Raw genomic sequence first — 18,894 nt, forward strand, 5'->3', positions numbered from 1 at the left:
ATGGCGCATAAATACGTAGAGCGGTCGACGTTGGTCTCTCTCATGTCGTTCGCGTCACTTGCGTCTCGCTCCGGCCGGTCGCCCCCGGACCGCAGCGGCGCCCCCGGCGCGGCCCGGCACGGCGCCTCGTTCCGGCCGTTCTTCCTGGCCGGCGCGCTCCAGGCCGTGGCGGTGATCGGGCTGTGGGGCGCCGCCTTTCCGCTGGTCGCGCGCCTCGACCCGCCGCTCGGGCCGGCCGCCTGGCACGCCCACGAGCTCTTGTTCGGCTACGTGCCGGCCGTCCAGGCCGGGTTCCTGCTCACCGCGGTGCCGCATTGGACCGGTCGGCGGCCGCTCGCCACTGCGCCACTCGCCGCCCTCGTCGTGCTGTGGATCGTCGGCCGCCTCGCGGTGGCCGGTTTTCTCGGGCTCGGCCCGTTCGCCGTGGCCGCGGTCGCGACCGCCTTCACGGTCGCTCTCGCCGCCGTGGTGACGCACGAGATCGTCGCGGCGCGAAGCGTCGCCACCGCCGCCGCCGTGGTGTCGCTCGCCGTCCTGGTCGTCGCCCAGATCCTGTTCCACGCCGCCGCCGCGTCGGGCCACGACGGTGCCTTCGCGAGCCGCCTCGCGCTCGCCGGCGTCACGGCTCAGATGATGCTGCTCGGCGGCCGCATCGTCCCGGCCTTCACCCGCGATTATCTCGTCGAGACCGGCCGCGCCCCGATGCCGGACTCGGTGCGCCGGCTCGACACGGCGGCCGCCGGGCTCGGCCTCTTTGCCCTCGTCGTCTGGCTGGGATCGCCTTGGCTCGACGACGCGGCGCCGGCCGCCGGCGTCGTGCTGCTCGTCGCCGCCGTGCTGCTCGTCGTCCGTCAGGCCCGCTGGGCGCCGCTGAAAACGCTCGACGAGCCGCTCGTCTGGAGCCTGCATCTCGGCGCCGCGATGACGCCCCTCGGCTTTTTCATCGCGGGCGCCGGCGCGCTCCTGGGCGACGGGGCGCTGGCGGCGGCCGTGATCCATGTCTGGGCGATCGGCGGCATCGGCCTGATGACGCTCGCCCTGATGACGCGGGTGAGCCTCGGCCACACGGGCCGGCCGCCGCGGGCGCTGCGCGGCTCGACCGCCATCGTTCTGGCGATCGCGCTCGCTGCGGCGGCGCGGGCCGGCAGCGGGCTCGTGCCGGCCTGGACGTTGCCGCTGCTGCCGCTCGCCGGCGGGCTGTGGATCGCCGCCTATGTGGGCTTTCTGGTCGTCTACGGGCCGCTGTTGGTGCGGCCCGGCGTGACGCCGGAGCGGTCGGGCGCCGCGCCGGCCGGTGTCCAGGCGCCGCCGGCCGCGGCGCTCACTCGCCACCCAGATAGCCGGCGATCTTCCAGCCGCTCGCGTCCTTGATGTAGCAGAGCTGTTCGAACACCAGCGGCAGCACCGCGTCGGCCGATACGAAGCCGGTCTTGCCCGACGGCGTCACCACCTTGAGGGGCGGCGCGGCGGCGGCAGTTTGGGACGCGCCCGGCGGGTCGGCCGGCGGTCCACCGGCTGGCGGAGCGCCCGCTTGCGGCGGGGTGCCGGGGCCGGCCGGAGCCGCGCCCGGAGCACCGCCCGGCGGCGGCTCGGCGACGACCCGCACCAGCACGGCGCCGAGCGTCTCGACCACCGGCGCGTCGGCGGCGGGGCCGGAGCGGACCGGGAGATCGGCGAGCGCCGGAAACGCCCAGTCGAAGACGTCGCTGCGCGTGCTCTTGAGGAGCTGCTCGAACGCCTTGCCGTCGAACGCCGGGGCCGCCGGCGCGCAGGACACCCCCTTCTTCTGCGGCACGGCCTCGAGGGTCGGATCGGCGGCGGCGCTCGCCAGCGCCTCCCAGCCCTCGCCGTCGGCGGCGTCGAGCCCGAGCGCGGCGGCGAGATTGTCGATGCCGGATTTCTTGCGGTCGGCCTTCTCGCCTTGCGCCGCGGTCCAGAAGAAGCCCTTCGCCACCAGGCCGGCGAGGGCGGCGCGGTCCTTGCGCCCGGCGATCTCGCCGAGCTGCTTTCGGAACGCCTCGAAGCTCGGATCGGCGACCGGCTTCGGCATCGTCACGGCGATCGACGCATAGGGGCGGGGTGCGGCGGTCGGCGGGGCGGAGGCCGACGGAGGCTTCGCAGGGGCCCGGGCGGGCGCCTGGGCGGGGCTCTGGGCGGGGTTTTGGGCAGGCGCCGGACCGGCGAGTCCGGCGGCGAGGATGGCAGCGAGCAGGGCGGTCGGGAACGGACGGACGGGACGCATGCGGGCTCCGCGGTTGTGACGAGCGGCAATCGCGCTGGGCATCGTCGGTCTCGATGCGAACCGCGACGCTAGGCACGAATTACGACCCCGTTACGGCCGGCCCGCCGTATTTCCGTCGCGGCGTGATCAGATGACGGACCGCACATCGACGACTCGGACCCGCGGCGGGCCCGGCCGTCCGCGCCGTCGCCCCCGAAAGGTTGCAAGATGCCGTCCTTCGTCACCTCGCCCTACGTGCTGCCGGTCGTCCTCCTGATCGCCTCCAACCTGTTCATGACGACGGCGTGGTACTGGCACCTGCGATTCAAGGAGGTGGCGCTGTGGCAGGTGGTGCTGATCTCCTGGGGGCTCGCCTTCGTCGAGTACTGCCTCGCCGTGCCGGCCAACCGCTGGGGCGCCACCGTCTATGCGCCGGCCCAGCTCAAGACCATCCAGGAGGTGATCACGCTGGTGATCTTCGCCGGCTTCTCGTGGCTCTATCTCAACCAGCCGCTCGCCTGGAACCACGCGCTGGGCTTCGCCTTCGTGGCGGTCGGGGCGTTCTTCATCTTCCACAAGTGGTGAGCGGCGGGCTCTATCCGGGGCGGCAGCGGGCCGGGAAACGCGCCTTGTCGAGCGCGGTCGTGAAGCCGCCGCCCGGCACGAACACCTGACGGCCCGCCGCGAAGGCGTCGGCATGGCTCGGCGCGATGGTCACGACGAGGGTGCGGGCGGTCGCGATCGCCGACGCCAGCGTCGCGGCGTCGCGATCGAACGCCACCCAGGCGCCCTCGAAGCCTTCGACCGCGAGCGCGACCGCCGGCCGGTCGTCGACCGCGACGGTGAGCGGCACGCGGGTGAGGTCGCTCGGTCCGCCTGGCCGCGGCGACAGGCGCGCCACGATGCCGACGCCGAGGCCGTCCTTGCCGCAGAACAGGAAGAGCTCGTCGCCGGCCGCCGTCGACGTGGTCACCAGCTGGCCCAGCTCGCCGCCCCGACGGGTCGACCACCCGGCCGTCGCGGTCGTCACGGCCGCGATCGCCATGCCGAGGATCACGAGGCCGGTCAGGCCGAGGCGTCGGAGCCGGGCGCGGGGTAAGCGCATGGAAAGACCTCCGGTGAGGACCGTCCCATCATGCGCCGTCACTCGCGCGGGTGCAGTGCGCGGCCGCGGCCGGCGATCAGCACCGTGAGGCCGCCGAGCGCCACGAGCCCGAAGCTCACCAGCCCGGCGATCGGCAGCCCGCGCTCGGACGGTTGCGGTTGGAGCGGTGCCGCCTCGACGATCTGCAGCCCGACTATCGTGATCAGCACGACGATCGACAGGGCCAGCGCGGCGCTGGCGACGAGCTCGGCCAGCACGGCGGCGCGAAAGCGCGGAAAGCGGGATGCGCGGGTCACGTCGAAGCCGCAGCGGGCGAGGGTGGGCGGGGTCATGGAACTGCCGGTACGATCGGTTGTGCGTCGCGGTCGGGCCGCGGGAGCCTCGTACCGGGACATCGGGGCGGGCATTCGGCCCCGATCGGGCAAAGGCGAGGCATCCTCTTAACGGCGGGTTAACGACCTCGGGTCGGTCGGCGCTCGTCACAGGATTCATGGCGCCGGCGCGGGTCGCCCCGCCGCGGCGCGTTCGTAATTTTGCCGCGCTTTGGCTTTTCTTCCACGGGTGGACTGACGACTGGGGGGAGCCGGAGCAGATGAGAACCTGGACGCTGACGTGCGTGACGGCGCTCGTGCTCTGTGCAGGCGGTGCGCTCCAGATCCAGGCGGCCGAGAAGGCCGGCAAGACCGAGAAGGTCGACAGGACCGGCACGGCCGAGCGGAACGGGCTGATCGGCAAGTGGTCGATCGTCGAGGCGGCGCCGGCGCCGTGGGTGCGCAGCAAGGAGCGCAACACGCTTGTCGAGCACGCCCGCAAGCTGGTCGCGACCGAGGTGACGTTCGAGCCCGGCTCGATCGCCTCGACCAACCAGGGCCTCGCCTGCAAGCGCGCCATGTACCAGGTCGGCACCTATCCGACCGACGCGCTGTTCCGCGGCCTGCTGCCCGACGGCAGCCAAGATCGCATCGCCCGCGAACTCGGCCTGACCAAGGCCGGCGCCGACGTGCCGAGCGTCGACGTCGACTGCGCCGGCGGTTACTTCACCTACCACTTCCGCGACCGCAACACCGCGCTGTTCGCCTGGGACGACGTGATCTACACGCTCAAGCGGCGGTGAGGTCGGGGGCCGGTCGCGCGGCTCACAGCATCTCGGGCCGGAAGCGGCGGCGCCATTTGCGGGTCGTCTCGCCGGCGATCATGAATTCGCCGTCGCCGCGATAATGCAGGGTCTTCGGCGCCGTCCGGATCGCGGTGGGCGCGGCATGCGCCTTCACCACTTCGAAGACGAACAGGCCGAGGCGGTCGATCAGGCTCGCGTCGGCGAGCCGGCACTCGAAGCTCGCGACGCACTCCGCGATCAGCGGCGCCGACACCATCACGCCGGGCAGCGGCGTCAGCCCGAACGTCTCGAACTTGTCGGTGTCGCGGCCCGAGCAGTTGCCGATGTCGACCACGGTCTCGGCAAGGTCGACGGTCGGCACGTTGATGACGCAGACCTTGCTGCGGCGGATCAGGCCGAACGAGTGGTTGGCGTTCCAGATGTAGCAGCCGACCAGCGACGGCTCGAAGCCCATCACCATGTGCCAGCCGAGCGTCATAATGTCGGTCTCGCCCTCGAAGCACGACGAGACCAGCACGATCGGCCCCGGCTCCAGGAAGCGGCGGACGTCCTCGACCGGAAAGTCGACCTTCTTCACCGGGCGCGGTCGCGGCGCCACGGGGCGCGCTGTCGCGGTGGCGCGGGCGGATGCCGCGGCGGGCTTCGAGGCGACCGTCGAGGCTGGCTTGCGGGCGGGCTTGCGGACAGGTTTGCGGACAGGTTTGCGGGCGTGCATCGGCGGGCTCCGGGGCGGCACGGCGGAGCAGCGACTCCGGCGGCGCCGTCATCATAGCCGACCCCGGCCGTGGATGCCGCGTCGCCGGTTGGCGGCGGCGTCGCGCGCCGCTATAGTCCGCGCCGCGCCGGTGTGGCGGAACTGGTAGACGCGCACGACTCAAAATCGTGTTCCGCGAGGAGTGTCGGTTCGATCCCGACCACCGGCACCACGACTGTCCTGCCTGACAGCCCCCCTCGAAAGGCCTTCGGCACGCCGCGGATGCCGCCGTGTCGCGCGTGGCGCCTCATGCCGCCGCGGCGCCCGCGAAGGCGGCACGGGCCGTGCGGATCGCGGCGTGGTTGTCGGCGGCCCACCCGATCAGCGCCGCGAGCGGCGCCAGCAGCGACTCGCCGAGCGGGGTGAGGCGATACTCGACGCTCGGCGGCACCGTCGGGTGGACGTGGCGGCTCACCAGCCCGTCGCGCTGCAGGTCGCGCAGGCTCTGGGTCAGCATCCGCTGCGAGATGTCGGGCAGGCCGCGGCGCAGCTCGCCGAAGCGGTGCGGCCGCTCGGCCAGCAGGATCAGCAACAGCGTCGTCCACTTGCCGGCGAGGTGGTCGAGCACGTCACGCACGGGACAGTTGGCGGCGTCGAAGTCGAGCCCCTTGAAGCCGGCCATGATGCGCACGAGCGTGTCGACCGCGGCGCTGCGCGCCGGGGCGACGGGACAGTCGGGGGGCGGGGCGGTGGTGCGGCGAGCCATGGGGGGCTCCTCCCGGGTGGTTCTCGTGGACGGTTCCTGGTGGGGTGGTTCCCTGCGGGTGACCAGGTGACGAAAAGCTGCCGTCTTTACCGGTGGTGTCGGGCTCCAATATAGAGCAGGTCTTTAGACGAGACCAGCTTTCACATCGGCCTGTCCGATCCCCGCTCAGGAGCCTTCCCCGTGTCCGACACCCTTCTCGTCACCGGCGCCTCCGGCCATCTCGGCCGCCGCGTCCTTCACCATCTCCTCGACACCCTGAACGTGCCGGCCGGCCGCATCGTCGCGACGACCCGCAAGCCCGCGGTGCTCGCCGACTACGCCGCCGAAGGCGTCACGGTGCGGGCCGCCGACTTCGACGACGCGGCGTCACTGGACAAGGCTTTCGCCGGTGTCGACCGGGTGCTGCTGATCTCGACCGACACGCTCGATCGTCCCGGGGTGCGGCTCGCCCAGCACGAGGCCGCCGTCGCGGCGGCCGAGCGGGCCGGCGTGCGCCACGTCGTCTACACGTCGATGCCGCTGCCGGAGAACTCGCCGATCCTGTTCGCGCCGGATCATCTCGGCACGGAAGCTGCGCTGGCGGCGAGCCGGCTGCCCGGCTTCACGGTGCTGCGCAATCACTGGTACTTCGAGAACCTCGCCCATGCGCTGCCGGCCGCGCTCGCGTCGGGGCACTGGTACTCGGCCGCCGGTGCCGGCGGCTATGCCGACATCGCCCGCGACGACCTCGCCCGCGCGGCCGCGACCGTGCTGGCCGGCACGGAGACGGGGCGCCATACCTGGACGCTGTCCGGCGCCGAGGCGCTGACGCGCGACGAGATCGCCGCGAAGGTGAGTGCGGCGCTCGGCAAGCCGCTCGCCGTGGTGCCGGTGACGATCGACGCGCTGATCGCCGGCATGGTGGCGCACGGCATGCCGGAGCCGATCGCCCGCGTGTTCGCCTCGTTCGACGCGGCCGCCGCGGCCGGCCGCTTCGCCGACGTGACGGACGATTATCAGACGATCACGGGCCGCCGGCCGCAGAGCTTCGACGCCTGGCTCGCCGAGAACAAGGCGATGCTGACCGGCGGGCATTGAGCAGACGAACCGCCGCGCTGCCGCCGCCTCCGCCCTCGTCCTGAGGTGCTCGCCGAAGGCGAGCCGCGAAGGGCGGGGCGGCTCTCCGCTCCCGGCTGCTCGACGAGGCGATCGACGAGATCGGCCTCGTGGCCGCATGGTTCGAGACGCGCTCCTGCGGAGCGCTCCTCACCATGAGGCGCGAGGCGGTTCGCCCATAGCCGCAGCCGGAGTCTCTCACTTTGTCCGATTCACCCCATCCCGTAGCCGCCGCCGGTCGGCGTGATCACGGTGATGGCCTCGCCCGCCTCGAGAATGGTCGAGGCGGCGCCGGGCAGCTCCTCCAGCGTGCCGTCGTTGCGGCGGACGAGGTTCTTGCCCGTCTCGCCCGGCAGGCCGCCGGCGAGGCCGAAGGGCGGCACCCGACGGTGGCCGGAGAGCAGCGCGCACTCCATCGCCTCGCGGAACCGGATCGTGCGCCGCGTGCCGTCACCGGCGTTCCAGCGGCCCTTCCCGCCCGAGCCGCGGCGGACGGAAAACTCCTCCAGCACTACGGGAAAGCGCGTCTCCAGGATCTCCGGATCGGTGAGGCGCGAATTGGTCATGTGGGTGTGGACGGCCGCGGCGCCATCGAAGCCCGGCCCGGCCGGCGAGCCCGAGCAGATCGTCTCGTAGTACTGATAACGATCGTCGCCGAAGGTGAGATTGTTCATCGTCCCCTGCGCGGCCGCGAGCGCGCCGAGCGCGCCGAACAGGCAGTTGGTGACGGCCTGGCTCACCTCCACGTTGCCGGCGACGACGGCGGCCGGATAGACGGGCGACAGCATCGAGCCTGCCGGCACGATCAGCCGGACCGGGCGCAGGCAGCCGGCGTTCATCGGGATGTCGGCGTCGACCATCACGCGGAACACGTAGAGCACGGCCGCGCGCGTCACCGGCGCGGGCGCGTTGAAGTTGTCGGGCCGCTGCGCCTGCGTGCCGGTGAAGTCGACGGTCGCCTCGCGCTTCTCCTTGTCGACCGTGATGGCGACGCGGATCACCGAGCCGTCGTCCATCTCGTAGGCGAAGCTGCCGGCGGAGAGGCGGTCGATCACGCGGCGCACGCTCTCGGCGGCGTTGTCCTGAACGTGGCCCATGTAGGCCTGGACGACGTCGAGCCCGAAATGGGCGATCATCTTGTTCAGCTCCGCGCCGCCGCGCTGGTTCGCGGCGATCTGGGCCTTCAGGTCGTTGACGTTCTGCACCACGTTGCGGACCGGGTAGGGTCCGCCGCCGAGGAGCGCGATCAGCTCCGTCTCGCGCAGCCGGCCGCGATCGACCAGCTTGAAGTTGTCGATGTAGACGCCCTCCTGCTCGATCGTCGTACCCTTGGGACTCATCGAGCCGGGCGCGATGCCGCCGACGTCGGCGTGGTGACCGCGGCTCGCCACCCAGAAGAGAATCTGCTCGCCCGTCGGGTCGAACACCGGCGTGCAGACCGTGATGTCGGGCAGATGGGTGCCGCCGTTGTAGGGCGCGTTGAGGGCGAACACGTCGCCCGGCCTGATCACGTCGTTCTGCGCGATCACGGTCTCGACCGAGCGGTCCATCGAGCCGAGATGCACGGGCATGTGCGGCGCGTTGGCGACCAGGGCGCCCGCGGCGTCGAACACGGCGCAGGAGAAGTCGAGCCGCTCCTTGATGTTCACCGAATAGGCGGTGTTCCGCAGCGCGACACCCATCTGCTCGGCGATCGACATGAACAGGTTGTTGAAGATCTCGAGCATCACCGGGTCGGCCCTGGTGCCGACCGCCTCGCGCTGCGGACGCGCGACCACGCGCCGCAGCACCAGATGATCGTGCCCGGTGAGGCGGGCCTGCCAGCCGGGCTCGATCACGATGGTCTGATTCGGCTCGATGACGATCGCCGGACCCGTGACGGCGTCGCCGGGCAGCAGTTGCGTGCGTAGAAAAATGCCGGCGTCGTGCCAGACGCCGCCCGAGAAGAAGCGGCCGGTCGTGTGCGGGGTGGGCGGCTCGTGCCGCGCTTCGGCGAGCGTCGCCTCGCTCTGCGGCGCGGCGCCGCCGACCGCCTCCACCGAGACGGCATCGACGACCAGGGTCTTCTCGCGATCGACGAAGCCGAAGCGGGTCGCGTGCTGCGTCAGGAAACTTTCGCCGATCTGCTCGAGCGCAGCCGGCGGCAGGGTGTCGCCGTCGAACGGCACCGGGATGTCGAGCGTCGTGTCGGTGCCTTCGTAGCGGACATGCGCCGTCACGGCGACGCTCGCGTCCGCCGCCGCGACACCCTGGCCGGCGAGCTCGTCCAGGCACGCGCGGCCGAGTTTCTCACGCGCCGCGCGCAGCGCGGCGGCGGCGCCGTCGAGCGGCGCGCCCATGCTCTCGAAGCGTGTCGCCCGGATGCTCGCGAGCCCCATGCCGTAAGCCGAGAGAAGCCCGGAGAGCGGATGCACGAGCACGCTGTCCATGCCGAGCGCATCGGCGACCAGGCAGGCGTGCTGGCCGCCGGCGCCGCCGAAGCAGTTGAGCGCGTAGGTCGTGACGTCGTAGCCGCGCTGCACCGAGATCTTCTTCACCGCCTCGGCCATGTTGGCGACGGCGATCTTCAGGAACCCGTCGGCGACCTCCTCGGCGCTTCTCCCGTCACCGACTTGCGCGGCGAGCGTGGCGAATTTCTCACGAACCACCTCGGCGTCGAGCGGCTGGTCCTGATCAGGGCCGAAGATCGCCGGGAAGAACTCGGGCACCAGCTTGCCGACCATCAGGTTGGCGTCCGTGACGGTGAGCGGGCCGCCGCGGCGGTAGCTCGCCGGGCCCGGCACGGCACCGGCCGAGTCGGGGCCGACCCGGAAGCGGGCGCCGTCGAAATGCAGGATCGAGCCGCCGCCCGCTGCGACCGTGTGGATCAGCATCATAGGGGCGCGCAGCCGCACGCCGGCGATCTCGGTCTCGAAGGCGCGCTCGAACGTGCCGTCGAAATGCGCGACGTCGGTCGAGGTGCCGCCCATGTCGAAGCCGATCACGGCGTCGAAGCCGGCCGCCTCGCCGGTCGCCGCCATGCCGACCACGCCGCCGGCGGGACCGGACAGAATCGCGTCGCGGCCCTGGAACAGGCCGGCGCCGGTGAGGCCGCCGGCCGAGGTCATGAACATCACCCGGGCGCCGGTGCGCGCGACGTCGAGCTCCTCCGACACCTGCGCCACGTAGCGGCGCAGGATCGGCGACAGATAGGCGTCGACCACCGTGGTGTCGCCGCGCCCGACCAGCTTGATCAACGGCGAGACCTGATGGCTCACCGAGATCTGGGTGAAGCCGATGTCCCGCGCGATGCGTGCGAGTGTCTTTTCGTGGTCCTGAAACCGGAAGCCGTGGATCAGCGCGATGGCGACGGCCCGGATGCCGGCGTCATAGGCGGCCTGGAGATCGCGGTGCGCGAGATCCTCGTCGAGCGGGCGCTCCACGGTGCCGTCGGCGAGCACGCGCTCGTCCGCCTCGATCACTCGCTCGTAGAGCTGATCGGGCTTCGTGATCCGCTTGGCGAAGATGTTTCGGCGATCCTGGTAGCCGATCTCCAGCACGTCGGCGAGGCCGCGCGTGGTGACGAAGACGGTGCGCTCGCCCTTGCGCTCCAGAAGCGCGTTGGTGGCGACCGTGGTGCCCATGCGCACCTCGCCGATCGCCCCGGTCGGAATCGGCGCGTCGGACCCGAGCCCCAGGAGCTTGCGGATCCCGGCCACCGCGGCGTCGCGATACACGCCGGGGTTTTCGGAGAGGAGTTTTACCGCGTGAAGCGCGCCCGCCGGGTCGCGGCCGATCACGTCCGTGAACGTGCCGCCGCGGTCGATCCAGAAATCCCAACTCATCGAAACTCTCTTTGCAACCTGCTTCCGAACGCTCGTGCGCGTGACGGCGTCGCCGCGCCGCCGGTCGTCGACGCCGTGATGATCCATGCACGCCGCCCACCACGACGTGCTGCCGGGCACATCGCGGACGAGCAAGCGCCGTGCCGAAACGATGCCTTGCCGAGCGGCTGTCGGCGGCCCCGCGGCCGCCGGGTCAGCGCGTCGTCTCGGCGATGCGGATGTCGCGGGCGGCGAGGCGGGCGGCCTCGGCCTCGGCGCGCAGCCGCGCCAGCTCTCCGGGCGCGAGCAGGTCCGGATTCGCGTAGTCGCGCTTCCAGGCGGGGTCGTCGCTCCAGCGCAGCGGCGACACCACGGTGGTGCGCGGCGCGGTGGCGGTCGCCAGCAGGTCGAGGGCGAGGTCCAGCGTCAGCCGCTGCGAGTCCGGGTCGTGCGGCCGGCCGGCCGCGTTGCCGAGCGGGAAATCACTGAACACGAAGCGCGGCACGCCGCAGTGCTCGACGATGTCGCGGGCGCAGCCCATCACCACGGTCGGGATGCCGTTCTCCTCCAGAAGGCGCGCGGCGAGCGACAGGCACTGGTGGCACACCGGGCAGTTGGCGACCAGGATCACGGCGTCGACCCGGTCGGCGAAGCAGCGTTCGAACAGCTCCGGTGCGTCGACCTCGGTCGTCTGGCGATGGCTGCGATTGGTCGGGAAGCCGTGGAAGCGCGGGGCGAGGCGCAGCCGCCCCTCCGCCGCGGCGGCGCGCAGCAGCGGCAGCGGGAACCAGGTTCCGGAGTCTTCCATGCTGGTGTGACGGCGATCGATGCCGACATGGGCGATGCGCAGGTCGTGATCGACCGCGCTGTCGCCCGAGTAGACGGTGTAGAACTTCGCCGCCGCATTGTAGGGCGCGCCCGGCCCCTGCGGCCCCTTGTCGGGCTGATAGGGCGCGGCGGTCGTCACCAGCGCGACGCGCGATTGCGCCAGCGGCTGCGAGAGCGGCGTGAACGGCACGTCGTCGTGCTGCGCCCAGACATAGGGCGTGTCGTAGCCGAGGGCGAGATAATAGGCGCGGGTGCGCGCCATATAGGGGATCGGCGCGTCGATCTGAGCGTCCAGCGAACCTTCGGTCATCGTGCCTCGCGGGCGACGCGGCGCCGCCCGCGGAGGCGCCGGCGCTACTGCGTCGCGCGGATTGTGCGACGCCATTCGCTCGGCGCGCAACCCATCCGTTGGCGGAACATGTAGGTGAACGCGGAGGGCGTGCTGTAGCCGAGCTCGAGCGCGATCTCGGTGATGTTGTCGCTGGCGCCGAGCAGATCGATGGCGCGGAAGACGCGCAGCCGGTTGCGCCATTCGCGCAGGCCGATGCCGACCTCGCGCTCGAAGCGGCGATGCAGCGTGCGCGGCGAGGCGCCGAGCTCGCGGCCCCACGCCGCGATGTCGCGCTCGTCGGACGGATTGTCGAACAGCTCCTGGCACATTCTCAGGAGCATCGGGCTCTGCGGCCAGGGCAGGTGGAAGCTCTCGCCCGGCAGCCGCACGATCTGATCGAGAATCAGACGCTCGACGCGCTCGACGTAATCACTCTGCTCGCCGGTCCGGCCGAGCTCGGTGAGCTCGACGATCAGGGCGCGCATCAGCGGCGTCACCGAGAACACGATGCTCTCGCGCGGCAGCCTCGCGGCGACGTCGTCGCGGATGTAGAGGCTGCGGAACTCGGCGTCCTGCAGCGCGCCGGTCATGTGGACGACGCCGGTCGGCACCCAATAGGCCTGCTCCGGCGAGATCACGTACCAGGTGTTCTCGATCGCGGCGAACATCGTGCCCGACGTCGCGTAGAGGAACTGATTCCAGCGATGCGAATGCCGCGGGAACAGATGACGCTTCGGCAGATGCTGCGAGCGCACGATGATGGGGCGCGGCAGCCCGTCGAGCTCGGGCACCTGGAGATGAATCCAGTCGTCGGTTCTGATCGTCATGGCGGATCGGAGCGGCTGTCTGATCGCGAAGAATGGCCGGTCGTCGAGATTGGCAGGTCGTCGATAGTCTTCGTCCTGATATCGAAGGCGCGCCGCGTCCTCAACGCTACCCTGCTACGGATCGCGCTACCACGTATCGCCGGCGCCGTCGGCGAGACGATCAGCAGGACCGTCGGAATGTAGCCCCGCCTCCTCACGACCCTCGCGCTCTCCGTAACTCTCCTTATGCGGTGCACCTCCTCCGGAGTCGGCCGCACCAAATTCGCAAGCATTCCGTATGAGCCGCCGATCCACCACCGCCGAACCGACCTGCGATGCACGCGGGGCAGCATTGCCGGAGACGCCGATCCGGCGCCGGCGGGCGCTGATCTTCGTCGTCGTCGCGTTCACCTACGTGATCTCCTATTTCCATCGTGCCGCCCCCGTGGTGGTCGGCCCGGTGATCGCCGGCGAGCTCGGGCTCGATCCGGCGCAACTCGGCCTGATGGCGTCGATGTATTTCTGGGCCTATGCGGCCGCCGTGTTCCCGTCGGGCCTGTTGTCCGACGGCTGGGGCGCGCGCCGCACCATGGCCGTGTTCGTGCTGATCGCGGCGCTCGCCGGCCTCGCCTTCGCGTTCGGCTCCGGCATCGGCACGCTGGCGGCGAGCCGCTTCGTCATCGGCCTCGGCGTCAGCGTCGTCTACGTCGCGGCGCTGCGTATCTTCTCCGACTGGTACGGGCCGGACGAGCTCGCCACCTATTCGGGCCTGCTGCTCGCCTTCGGCAACATCGGCGCGCTCCTGTCGACCGCGCCGCTCACCGCGGCGATCGGCGCGATCGGCTGGCGCGACGTGTTCACGATCGTCGCCGCGCTCACCGCGGTCGCCGCCGTCGTCTGCTGGTTCGTCGTCGTCGACACGCCGGCCGAGTACGCGCGGCGCGGCACGCCGGCGCCGAAGCGGGCGGCTCCTGCGGCCGGCGGCGGGTCGGCGCTCGCCGATCTGCGCCGCGCCGTCGCCACCGTGTTCTCGAATCCCGGCGTTTATCTGATCGGCGTCCTGGTGTTCTCGTTCTACGGCACCTTCATGGGCGTCGGCTCGCTGTGGGCCGGTCCCTATCTGCACACGGTCTACGGCCTCTCCAAGCCGGAAGCGGGCCACATTCTCATGCTGTTCCCGCTCGGCATGACGATCGGCTGCCCGCTCGCCGGCTGGCTCTCCGACAAGGTGTTCGGCGCACGCCGGCCGGTGCTGCTGTTCGGCGGCGTCCTGCATCTCCTCTCCTACGTGCCGCTGGTGTTCTTCACCGGCGACCTGAGCGGCTGGATGCTCGGCGCGCTGTTCTTCTGGTACGGCCTCTCGGGCGGCGCCTTCGTGGTCTGCTTCGCCGCCTCCAAGGAGCTGTTCGACCCGCGCTACGCCGGCGCCGCGGTCGGGGCCGTGACCATGTTCCTGCAGTGCGGCGGCGCGTTCTATCAGTACGTGATCGGCGTCGTGATCGCCCATCCGGATCTGGTCGGCGCCGGCGGCGATCCGGTCGCCCTCTACGGCCGCGCCTTCGCCGTCCCGATGGTCGGCCTCGCGCTCTGCCTCGTCGTCTTCACCCGCTTCCGCGAGCGGGGCGGATTCGCCGCGGCGCGCACCGCCTCGGGCCGCCCCTCCACGGCCGCCGTGCCGGGGCTCGTCCCGGCCGCGGCACCCCGCAGCAAATCCTGACGGGCCGCGCCGAAAGACCGGTCCCCTTTCATCCCATCCCGATCCAAGACGGAGGACAAAAAATGAAGATCGTCAGCGTCGACGTCATGCAGATGCCGAGCGGCAACGCCGGCTCCTCGCGCGGAGACTGGTCGCCCGTGATCGTGCGGGTCAACACCGACGAGGGCATCAGCGGCTTCGGCGAGGTCGGCCTCGCCTACGGCAAGGGCTGGCGCGCCGGCTTCGGCATGGTGCAGGACTTCGCCGAGGTGATCATCGGCGAGGATCCGCTCAATATCGAGAAGATCTGGGAGACCATCTTCCGCAAGACCTTCTGGGGCATGGGCGGCGGCACCGTCGTCAATGCCGCGATCTCCGGCATCGACATCGCGCTGTGGGATCTCAAGGGCAAGGCCTTCGACATGCCGGTCTGGCAGCTGATGGGCGGCAAGACCAACGACGACCTGCGCACCTATGCGAGTCAGCTCCAGTTCAACTGGGGTCCGAAGATCGACAAGCAGGTGCTGATCACGCCGGAGGACTACGCCGAGGTGACGCGCGTCGCCATGGCGGACGGCTACGACAGCATCAAGGTCGATCCGATCATCTTCTCCGACCGACCGGACGGCAAAGGTCCGTGGAAGATCACCGGACCCTTGGAGAACCGCGTCATCCGCACCGTCTACGACCGGATGGCGGCGATGCGCGAGGCCGGCGGACCGGATCTCGACATCATCCTCGAGCATCACGCCAACACCGACACGGTCTCGGCGATCCAGATCGGCCGGGCGCTCGAGGATCTGCGCATCTTCTACTACGAGGAGCCGTGCCACCCGCTCAACTCGCGCTCGATGCTGGAGATCAAGAAGGCGGTGAAGATGCCGATCGCCGCCGGCGAGCGCATCTACACGCGCTGGGGCTATCGGCCGTTCCTCGAGGACCGCTCGATCGACGTGATCCAGCCGGATCTGTGCCTGTGCGGCGGCCTCACCGAGGCGAAGAAGATCTGCGACATGGCGAACACCTACGACTGCGCCGTGCAGATCCACGTCTGCGGCAGCCCGATCTCCAAGGCCGCGGCCCTGCAGATCGAGGCCGTGATCCCGAACTTCATCATCCACGAGCACCATCAGCGGGCGCTCAATCCGGAGAGCCGGGCGACCTGCCTGTACGACTATCAGCCGGTGAACGGCAAGTACAAGGTGCCGGACCTGCCGGGCATCGGCCAGGAGCCGACCCCGGAGACGATCGAGAAGTGCATGAAGGTCACGGTGACCCGCTCCAAGAAGTACATGAGCTGATCAGAAAGGCCCGGCGGCGACGCCGGGCCGCAACCATCGTCCGCCGGCGCCGCTCGTTCCGACCGCACGAAGTCGAGGCGGCGCCGCGTGGCGGCCCGTATCCGAGAAACAGAAGGGCTTCGTCATGTCGACTTCGGTCGCGATCGACCAGGCAGCCAGGCCGACGCATCAGCGCCATGTGCTGGCCGGCATCCTGCTGCTCGTCGTCTTCTTCTCTTACATCGACCGGGTGAACGTCTCGATCCTGGTCGTCGATCCGGAATTCCTCGACTATTTCGGCATCACCGGGCAGGCCGTCCAGAAGGGCCTGTTGATGACGCTGTTCCTGATCGCCTACGGCGTCGGCAACGTCGTGCTGGCGCCGATCGGCGACTTTCTGGGGCCCCGCAAGGCCATGGCCTTGTCGGTCGTGATGTGGGGCGTCTCGTTGATCATCGGCGGCCTGGCACCGACCTTCATGCTGATGCTGTTCTCGCGGGTCATCCTGGGGCTCGGCGAGGGTCTCCACTTCCCGATGCAGAGCAAATACATCAAGGAGTGGTTCCGGCCGGACGAGCGCGGCAAGGCCAACGCCGTGTGGCAGACCGGCATGGCGATCGCGCCGGCCGTGGCGATGCCGTTGTTCACGGCGATCATCCATCTCACCGGCTGGCGGTCGAGCTTCTTCATCCTGGCGACGGCCGGCCTCGTCCCGCTGGCGGCGATCTGGTTCTTCACGGCCGACAGGCCGCGTGACCACAAGCGCATCAACCAGCTCGAGATCGACCATATCGAGGCCGGCCTCGCGGCCGAGCGCGCCAAGGCGGCCGCCGTGCCGGCCGACGCGACCGACACGCTGTGGAGCAAGTTCAAGTCCTTCGCCAAGGACTATCAGTTCTGGCTGCTGGTCGTGTACTACGTCGTCCACACCTCGGTGATCTGGGGCTCGATGACCTGGGTGCCGAGCTATCTGAAGGAGGCGCGCGGCTTCTCCTGGGCCGCCATGGGGGCGCTCGCCGCGCTGCCGTGGATCCTCGGCGTCGTCACCAAGATCGTCTCCGGCGTCCTGTGCGACATGATGGGGCGGCGCGCGCCCGTCATCCTGTTCGCCATGGTCGGCGTCGGCATCGGCATCTATTTCGCCGCCAACGCCTCGGACAACATGACGGCGGCGATCTTCCTCGCCTTCGGCGTCGGCTCGATCGGACTCGGCGGGCCGGCGGCCTGGACGCTGATGCAGGACATCGTGCCGAGTCGCGGCATCTCGACGGCGGCCGGCATCATGAACGGGCTCGGCAACGGCTTCTCGTCGCTGGCGCCGGTCGCGATCGGCTTCCTGATCTCGGCGACGGGCTCTTATGCGGGCGGTCTCTATTATCTGGTCGGCTGTGCCGTGGTGGGCGGGATCGCGACGCTGATCCTGACCATCAAGGGACGGTGACCCGGCGACATCGTCCGCGGGACATCGTCGCTCTCGTGGGGCCGGCGGGGCGAACGCCGGCCTCCGGCGGCGATCGGCGGAAGGCACTCCGCCGGGCGGCCCGGGCTGCGGCCCGGGCCGTTTTCCTCAGGGGGCCGTCTTGCGGCTAGGCCTTGTCGTCAACCTGATCACGGTGGCCGTCGTTCCGGGTTCGCCGCTGCGCGGCGCCCCGGGACGACGGCGAGCGGATCCACTCGACAACGGGATCCCCGCGCCGCTCACGCGGCGAGCCGGAACAGCGGGCGCAGCTTGGTGCCGACCCAGTTGCCGGGCAGGGCGGCGACGATCCACAGCCAGCCGTGCAGGCTGCCCGAGGCGATGCCGGACACGTAGGCGCTGATGTTGCAGCCGGTCGCCATGATGGCGCCGAAGCCGAGCAGCAGGCCGCCGACGATCGCGGCGAGCACGTGCGGCAGCGGCACCCGCAGCGTCGGGGCGAAGCGGCCGGCCAGCCCGGCGGCGAGGAGCGCGCCGACGATCAGGCCGACATCCATCACGGTGGTGATGTCGGCCGAGAGCGGCCGCAACAGCGCGTCGGCCCGCGTCGGCTCCTCCCAGAACGCCCAGAAGGTCGGGTCGTCGAGGCCGAGCCGGTCGACGGCGTGCGAGCCCCACAACGCGAAGGCCTGGGTGATGCCCCACGGCCGGCCGGCGATCAGCAGGGTGGCGAGCTCGAGCACCGCGATGGCGAGCGCCGCGACGGCGAACGGCCAGGGGCCGCGCAGCAGCGAGGCCGTGTCCGACCGCGATGGACGACGAAGGATCGGCTCGACACGGCCGTGCCGCGCCCGCTCCAGCCGCGCCGCGCCCCACCAGACGAGGCCGAGGATCGTGAGCGTGCCGGCGAGCGCCGGCCACAGGCCGAGCGTCTGCACGGCGCCGATCGGCGGCAGGCTCGGCAGCACGTGCCAGTGCTCCCAGGTGAAGGTGGCGAGCGTCGCGCCGACGACGAAGCTCGCGAGCGTCACCAGCATGCGGGTCGAGCCACCGCCCGCCGTGTAGAGCGTGCCGGAGGCGCAGCCGCCGCCGAGCTGCATGCCGATGCCGAACAGGAAGGCGCCGAGCGCCACCTCGAGCCCGGCCGGGAACACGAAGCCGCGCACCGGCTGGCCGAGGACGCCGCCGGCGGCGAGCAACGGATAGAACAGCAGGACCGTGGTGCCGAGCAGCAGCATCTGGGCCCGCACATGGGCGCTGCGGCGCTCGATGAAGAGCACCCGGAAGCCGTGCGTGAAGCCGAAGGCGGCGTGATAGAGCGCGACGCCGAGCAGGGCGCCGACGATCCACAGCGCGGCGAAGCGCCAGCCCGAGGCGCTGGCCAGCCAGGCGGCGCCGAGCGTCAGGACGGTCGCGGCGATCGCCGTCACGGCCGGCTGGCGGCGGCGTCCGACGATAGCGACGTCGCCGGTCGCGCGCCGTGTCGCGGCGGCGGCGGCGGTGTCGAACGAGGTGTGAATCGAGGTGTCGGCGATCAGGGTCATGCGGCCGAGTTGGCGGTCGCCGGTCGGGACCGTCAACGGGCGGGGAAAAATAACGAGATGCGTGTTTCGCAGCGGTGATTCGCGACAAGGCTGTTGTCGTCGCGCCACTCGTCGGGAGAAGACGATTCCCCGGCGGTGCGGCCCGCGGCGGGCGCGGCGGACGGCACTCTCGCGTATCCACGGCGGCAGGT

Annotated in this window: 16 protein-coding genes and 1 tRNA gene; 8 read left to right on the plus strand and 9 right to left on the minus strand. The window is 70.9% G+C overall.

What is annotated here, in order from left to right:
* Positions 1 to 42 precede the first annotated feature (42 nt).
* Positions 43 to 1,371, plus strand: a complete 1,329-nt coding sequence (locus ACFSOX_RS04295; protein WP_378476548.1) for an NnrS family protein — start codon at positions 43 to 45, stop codon at positions 1,369 to 1,371.
* Here ACFSOX_RS04295 and ACFSOX_RS04300 read toward each other — a convergent pair.
* Entirely contained in the window at positions 1,322 to 2,242 is a 921-nt protein-coding gene (locus ACFSOX_RS04300) for a hypothetical protein (protein WP_378476549.1), read from the minus strand. The genes ACFSOX_RS04295 and ACFSOX_RS04300 overlap by 50 nt on opposite strands.
* A 207-nt stretch (positions 2,243 to 2,449) precedes the next feature.
* On the opposite strand from ACFSOX_RS04300, the gene ACFSOX_RS04305 reads away from it, so the two are divergent.
* Positions 2,450 to 2,806, plus strand: coding sequence for a DMT family protein (locus ACFSOX_RS04305; RefSeq protein WP_378476550.1), 357 nt, complete (start codon positions 2,450 to 2,452; stop codon positions 2,804 to 2,806).
* A gap of 10 nt (positions 2,807 to 2,816) precedes the next feature.
* On the opposite strand, the gene ACFSOX_RS04310 is transcribed toward ACFSOX_RS04305, so the two are convergent.
* Entirely contained in the window at positions 2,817 to 3,326 is a 510-nt protein-coding gene (locus ACFSOX_RS04310) for a hypothetical protein (protein WP_378476551.1), read from the minus strand.
* 38 nt (positions 3,327 to 3,364) lie between these two features.
* Positions 3,365 to 3,658 (minus strand): hypothetical protein, encoded by a 294-nt coding sequence (locus ACFSOX_RS04315; RefSeq protein ID WP_378476552.1) that lies wholly within the window; start codon positions 3,656 to 3,658, stop codon positions 3,365 to 3,367.
* 260 nt (positions 3,659 to 3,918) lie between these two features.
* Here ACFSOX_RS04315 and ACFSOX_RS04320 point away from each other — a divergent pair, with 260 nt between their 5' ends.
* The gene (locus tag ACFSOX_RS04320; protein ID WP_378476553.1) at positions 3,919 to 4,440 is read left to right on the plus strand and encodes a hypothetical protein; all 522 of its coding nucleotides are present in this window, start codon (positions 3,919 to 3,921) and stop codon (positions 4,438 to 4,440) included.
* Between the two features lie 22 nt (positions 4,441 to 4,462).
* Here the strand turns inward: ACFSOX_RS04320 and ACFSOX_RS04325 are convergent, their stop codons facing one another.
* Complete coding sequence (locus ACFSOX_RS04325) at positions 4,463 to 5,158, minus strand: flavin reductase family protein (protein ID WP_378476554.1); 696 nt, start codon at positions 5,156 to 5,158, stop codon at positions 4,463 to 4,465.
* 126 nt (positions 5,159 to 5,284) lie between these two features.
* On the opposite strand from ACFSOX_RS04325, the gene ACFSOX_RS04330 reads away from it, so the two are divergent.
* A tRNA-Leu gene (locus tag ACFSOX_RS04330) sits at positions 5,285 to 5,369 on the plus strand.
* Positions 5,370 to 5,444: 75 nt separating this feature from the next.
* Here ACFSOX_RS04330 and ACFSOX_RS04335 read toward each other — a convergent pair.
* Entirely contained in the window at positions 5,445 to 5,819 is a 375-nt protein-coding gene (locus ACFSOX_RS04335) for a winged helix-turn-helix transcriptional regulator (RefSeq protein WP_378476723.1), read from the minus strand.
* Positions 5,820 to 6,083: 264 nt separating this feature from the next.
* Between ACFSOX_RS04335 and ACFSOX_RS04340 the strand changes: the two genes are divergently transcribed.
* Complete coding sequence (locus ACFSOX_RS04340; protein WP_378476555.1) at positions 6,084 to 6,980, plus strand: NmrA family NAD(P)-binding protein; 897 nt, start codon at positions 6,084 to 6,086, stop codon at positions 6,978 to 6,980.
* Positions 6,981 to 7,210: 230 nt separating this feature from the next.
* Here the strand turns inward: ACFSOX_RS04340 and ACFSOX_RS04345 are convergent, their stop codons facing one another.
* From ACFSOX_RS04345 to ACFSOX_RS04355, 3 genes are all read right to left on the minus strand, one after another.
* Complete coding sequence (locus tag ACFSOX_RS04345) at positions 7,211 to 10,822, minus strand: hydantoinase B/oxoprolinase family protein (RefSeq protein ID WP_378476556.1); 3,612 nt, start codon at positions 10,820 to 10,822, stop codon at positions 7,211 to 7,213.
* A 193-nt stretch (positions 10,823 to 11,015) separates the two neighbouring features.
* The gene (locus tag ACFSOX_RS04350; RefSeq protein ID WP_378476557.1) at positions 11,016 to 11,939 is read right to left on the minus strand and encodes a glycine/sarcosine/betaine reductase selenoprotein B family protein; all 924 of its coding nucleotides are present in this window, start codon (positions 11,937 to 11,939) and stop codon (positions 11,016 to 11,018) included.
* Between the two features lie 44 nt (positions 11,940 to 11,983).
* The gene (locus tag ACFSOX_RS04355) at positions 11,984 to 12,787 is read right to left on the minus strand and encodes an AraC family transcriptional regulator (RefSeq protein ID WP_378476558.1); all 804 of its coding nucleotides are present in this window, start codon (positions 12,785 to 12,787) and stop codon (positions 11,984 to 11,986) included.
* A 277-nt stretch (positions 12,788 to 13,064) separates the two neighbouring features.
* On the opposite strand from ACFSOX_RS04355, the gene ACFSOX_RS04360 reads away from it, so the two are divergent.
* From ACFSOX_RS04360 to ACFSOX_RS04370, 3 genes are all read left to right on the plus strand, one after another.
* Positions 13,065 to 14,483: an MFS transporter gene (locus ACFSOX_RS04360; protein WP_378476559.1), complete on the plus strand. Its 1,419-nt coding sequence runs from the start codon at positions 13,065 to 13,067 to the stop codon at positions 14,481 to 14,483.
* Positions 14,484 to 14,545: 62 nt separating this feature from the next.
* A complete protein-coding gene (locus ACFSOX_RS04365) occupies positions 14,546 to 15,763 on the plus strand; it encodes a mandelate racemase/muconate lactonizing enzyme family protein (protein WP_378476560.1) in 1,218 nt (405 codons plus the stop codon).
* A 124-nt stretch (positions 15,764 to 15,887) separates the two neighbouring features.
* Positions 15,888 to 17,183 (plus strand): MFS transporter, encoded by a 1,296-nt coding sequence (locus tag ACFSOX_RS04370; protein ID WP_378476561.1) that lies wholly within the window; start codon positions 15,888 to 15,890, stop codon positions 17,181 to 17,183.
* Positions 17,184 to 17,440: 257 nt separating this feature from the next.
* Here the strand turns inward: ACFSOX_RS04370 and ACFSOX_RS04375 are convergent, their stop codons facing one another.
* Entirely contained in the window at positions 17,441 to 18,703 is a 1,263-nt protein-coding gene (locus tag ACFSOX_RS04375; RefSeq protein WP_378476562.1) for a YeeE/YedE family protein, read from the minus strand.
* Between the last annotated feature and the right edge of the window lie 191 nt (positions 18,704 to 18,894).

Origin of the sequence: Rhodoplanes azumiensis, assembly GCF_042682915.1 — a bacterium.
GTDB lineage: Bacteria > Pseudomonadota > Alphaproteobacteria > Rhizobiales > Xanthobacteraceae > Rhodoplanes > Rhodoplanes azumiensis.

Bases quoted from the DNA above. Each gene is read 5' to 3' on its own strand.
- ACFSOX_RS04295 (WP_378476548.1), top strand. From the start codon at position 43: ATGTCGTTCGCGTCACTTGCGTCTCGCTCCGGCCGGTCGCCCCCGGAC.
- ACFSOX_RS04300 (WP_378476549.1), bottom strand. From the start codon at position 2,242: ATGCGTCCCGTCCGTCCGTTCCCGACCGCCCTGCTCGCTGCCATCCTC.
- ACFSOX_RS04305 (WP_378476550.1), top strand. From the start codon at position 2,450: ATGCCGTCCTTCGTCACCTCGCCCTACGTGCTGCCGGTCGTCCTCCTG.
- ACFSOX_RS04310 (WP_378476551.1), bottom strand. From the start codon at position 3,326: ATGCGCTTACCCCGCGCCCGGCTCCGACGCCTCGGCCTGACCGGCCTC.
- ACFSOX_RS04315 (WP_378476552.1), bottom strand. From the start codon at position 3,658: ATGACCCCGCCCACCCTCGCCCGCTGCGGCTTCGACGTGACCCGCGCA.
- ACFSOX_RS04320 (WP_378476553.1), top strand. From the start codon at position 3,919: ATGAGAACCTGGACGCTGACGTGCGTGACGGCGCTCGTGCTCTGTGCA.
- ACFSOX_RS04325 (WP_378476554.1), bottom strand. From the start codon at position 5,158: ATGCACGCCCGCAAACCTGTCCGCAAACCTGTCCGCAAGCCCGCCCGC.
- ACFSOX_RS04335 (WP_378476723.1), bottom strand. From the start codon at position 5,819: ATGGCCGGCTTCAAGGGGCTCGACTTCGACGCCGCCAACTGTCCCGTG.
- ACFSOX_RS04345 (WP_378476556.1), bottom strand. From the start codon at position 10,822: ATGAGTTGGGATTTCTGGATCGACCGCGGCGGCACGTTCACGGACGTG.
- ACFSOX_RS04350 (WP_378476557.1), bottom strand. From the start codon at position 11,939: ATGACCGAAGGTTCGCTGGACGCTCAGATCGACGCGCCGATCCCCTAT.
- ACFSOX_RS04355 (WP_378476558.1), bottom strand. From the start codon at position 12,787: ATGACGATCAGAACCGACGACTGGATTCATCTCCAGGTGCCCGAGCTC.
- ACFSOX_RS04360 (WP_378476559.1), top strand. From the start codon at position 13,065: ATGAGCCGCCGATCCACCACCGCCGAACCGACCTGCGATGCACGCGGG.
- ACFSOX_RS04365 (WP_378476560.1), top strand. From the start codon at position 14,546: ATGAAGATCGTCAGCGTCGACGTCATGCAGATGCCGAGCGGCAACGCC.
- ACFSOX_RS04370 (WP_378476561.1), top strand. From the start codon at position 15,888: ATGTCGACTTCGGTCGCGATCGACCAGGCAGCCAGGCCGACGCATCAG.
- ACFSOX_RS04375 (WP_378476562.1), bottom strand. From the start codon at position 18,703: ATGACCCTGATCGCCGACACCTCGATTCACACCTCGTTCGACACCGCC.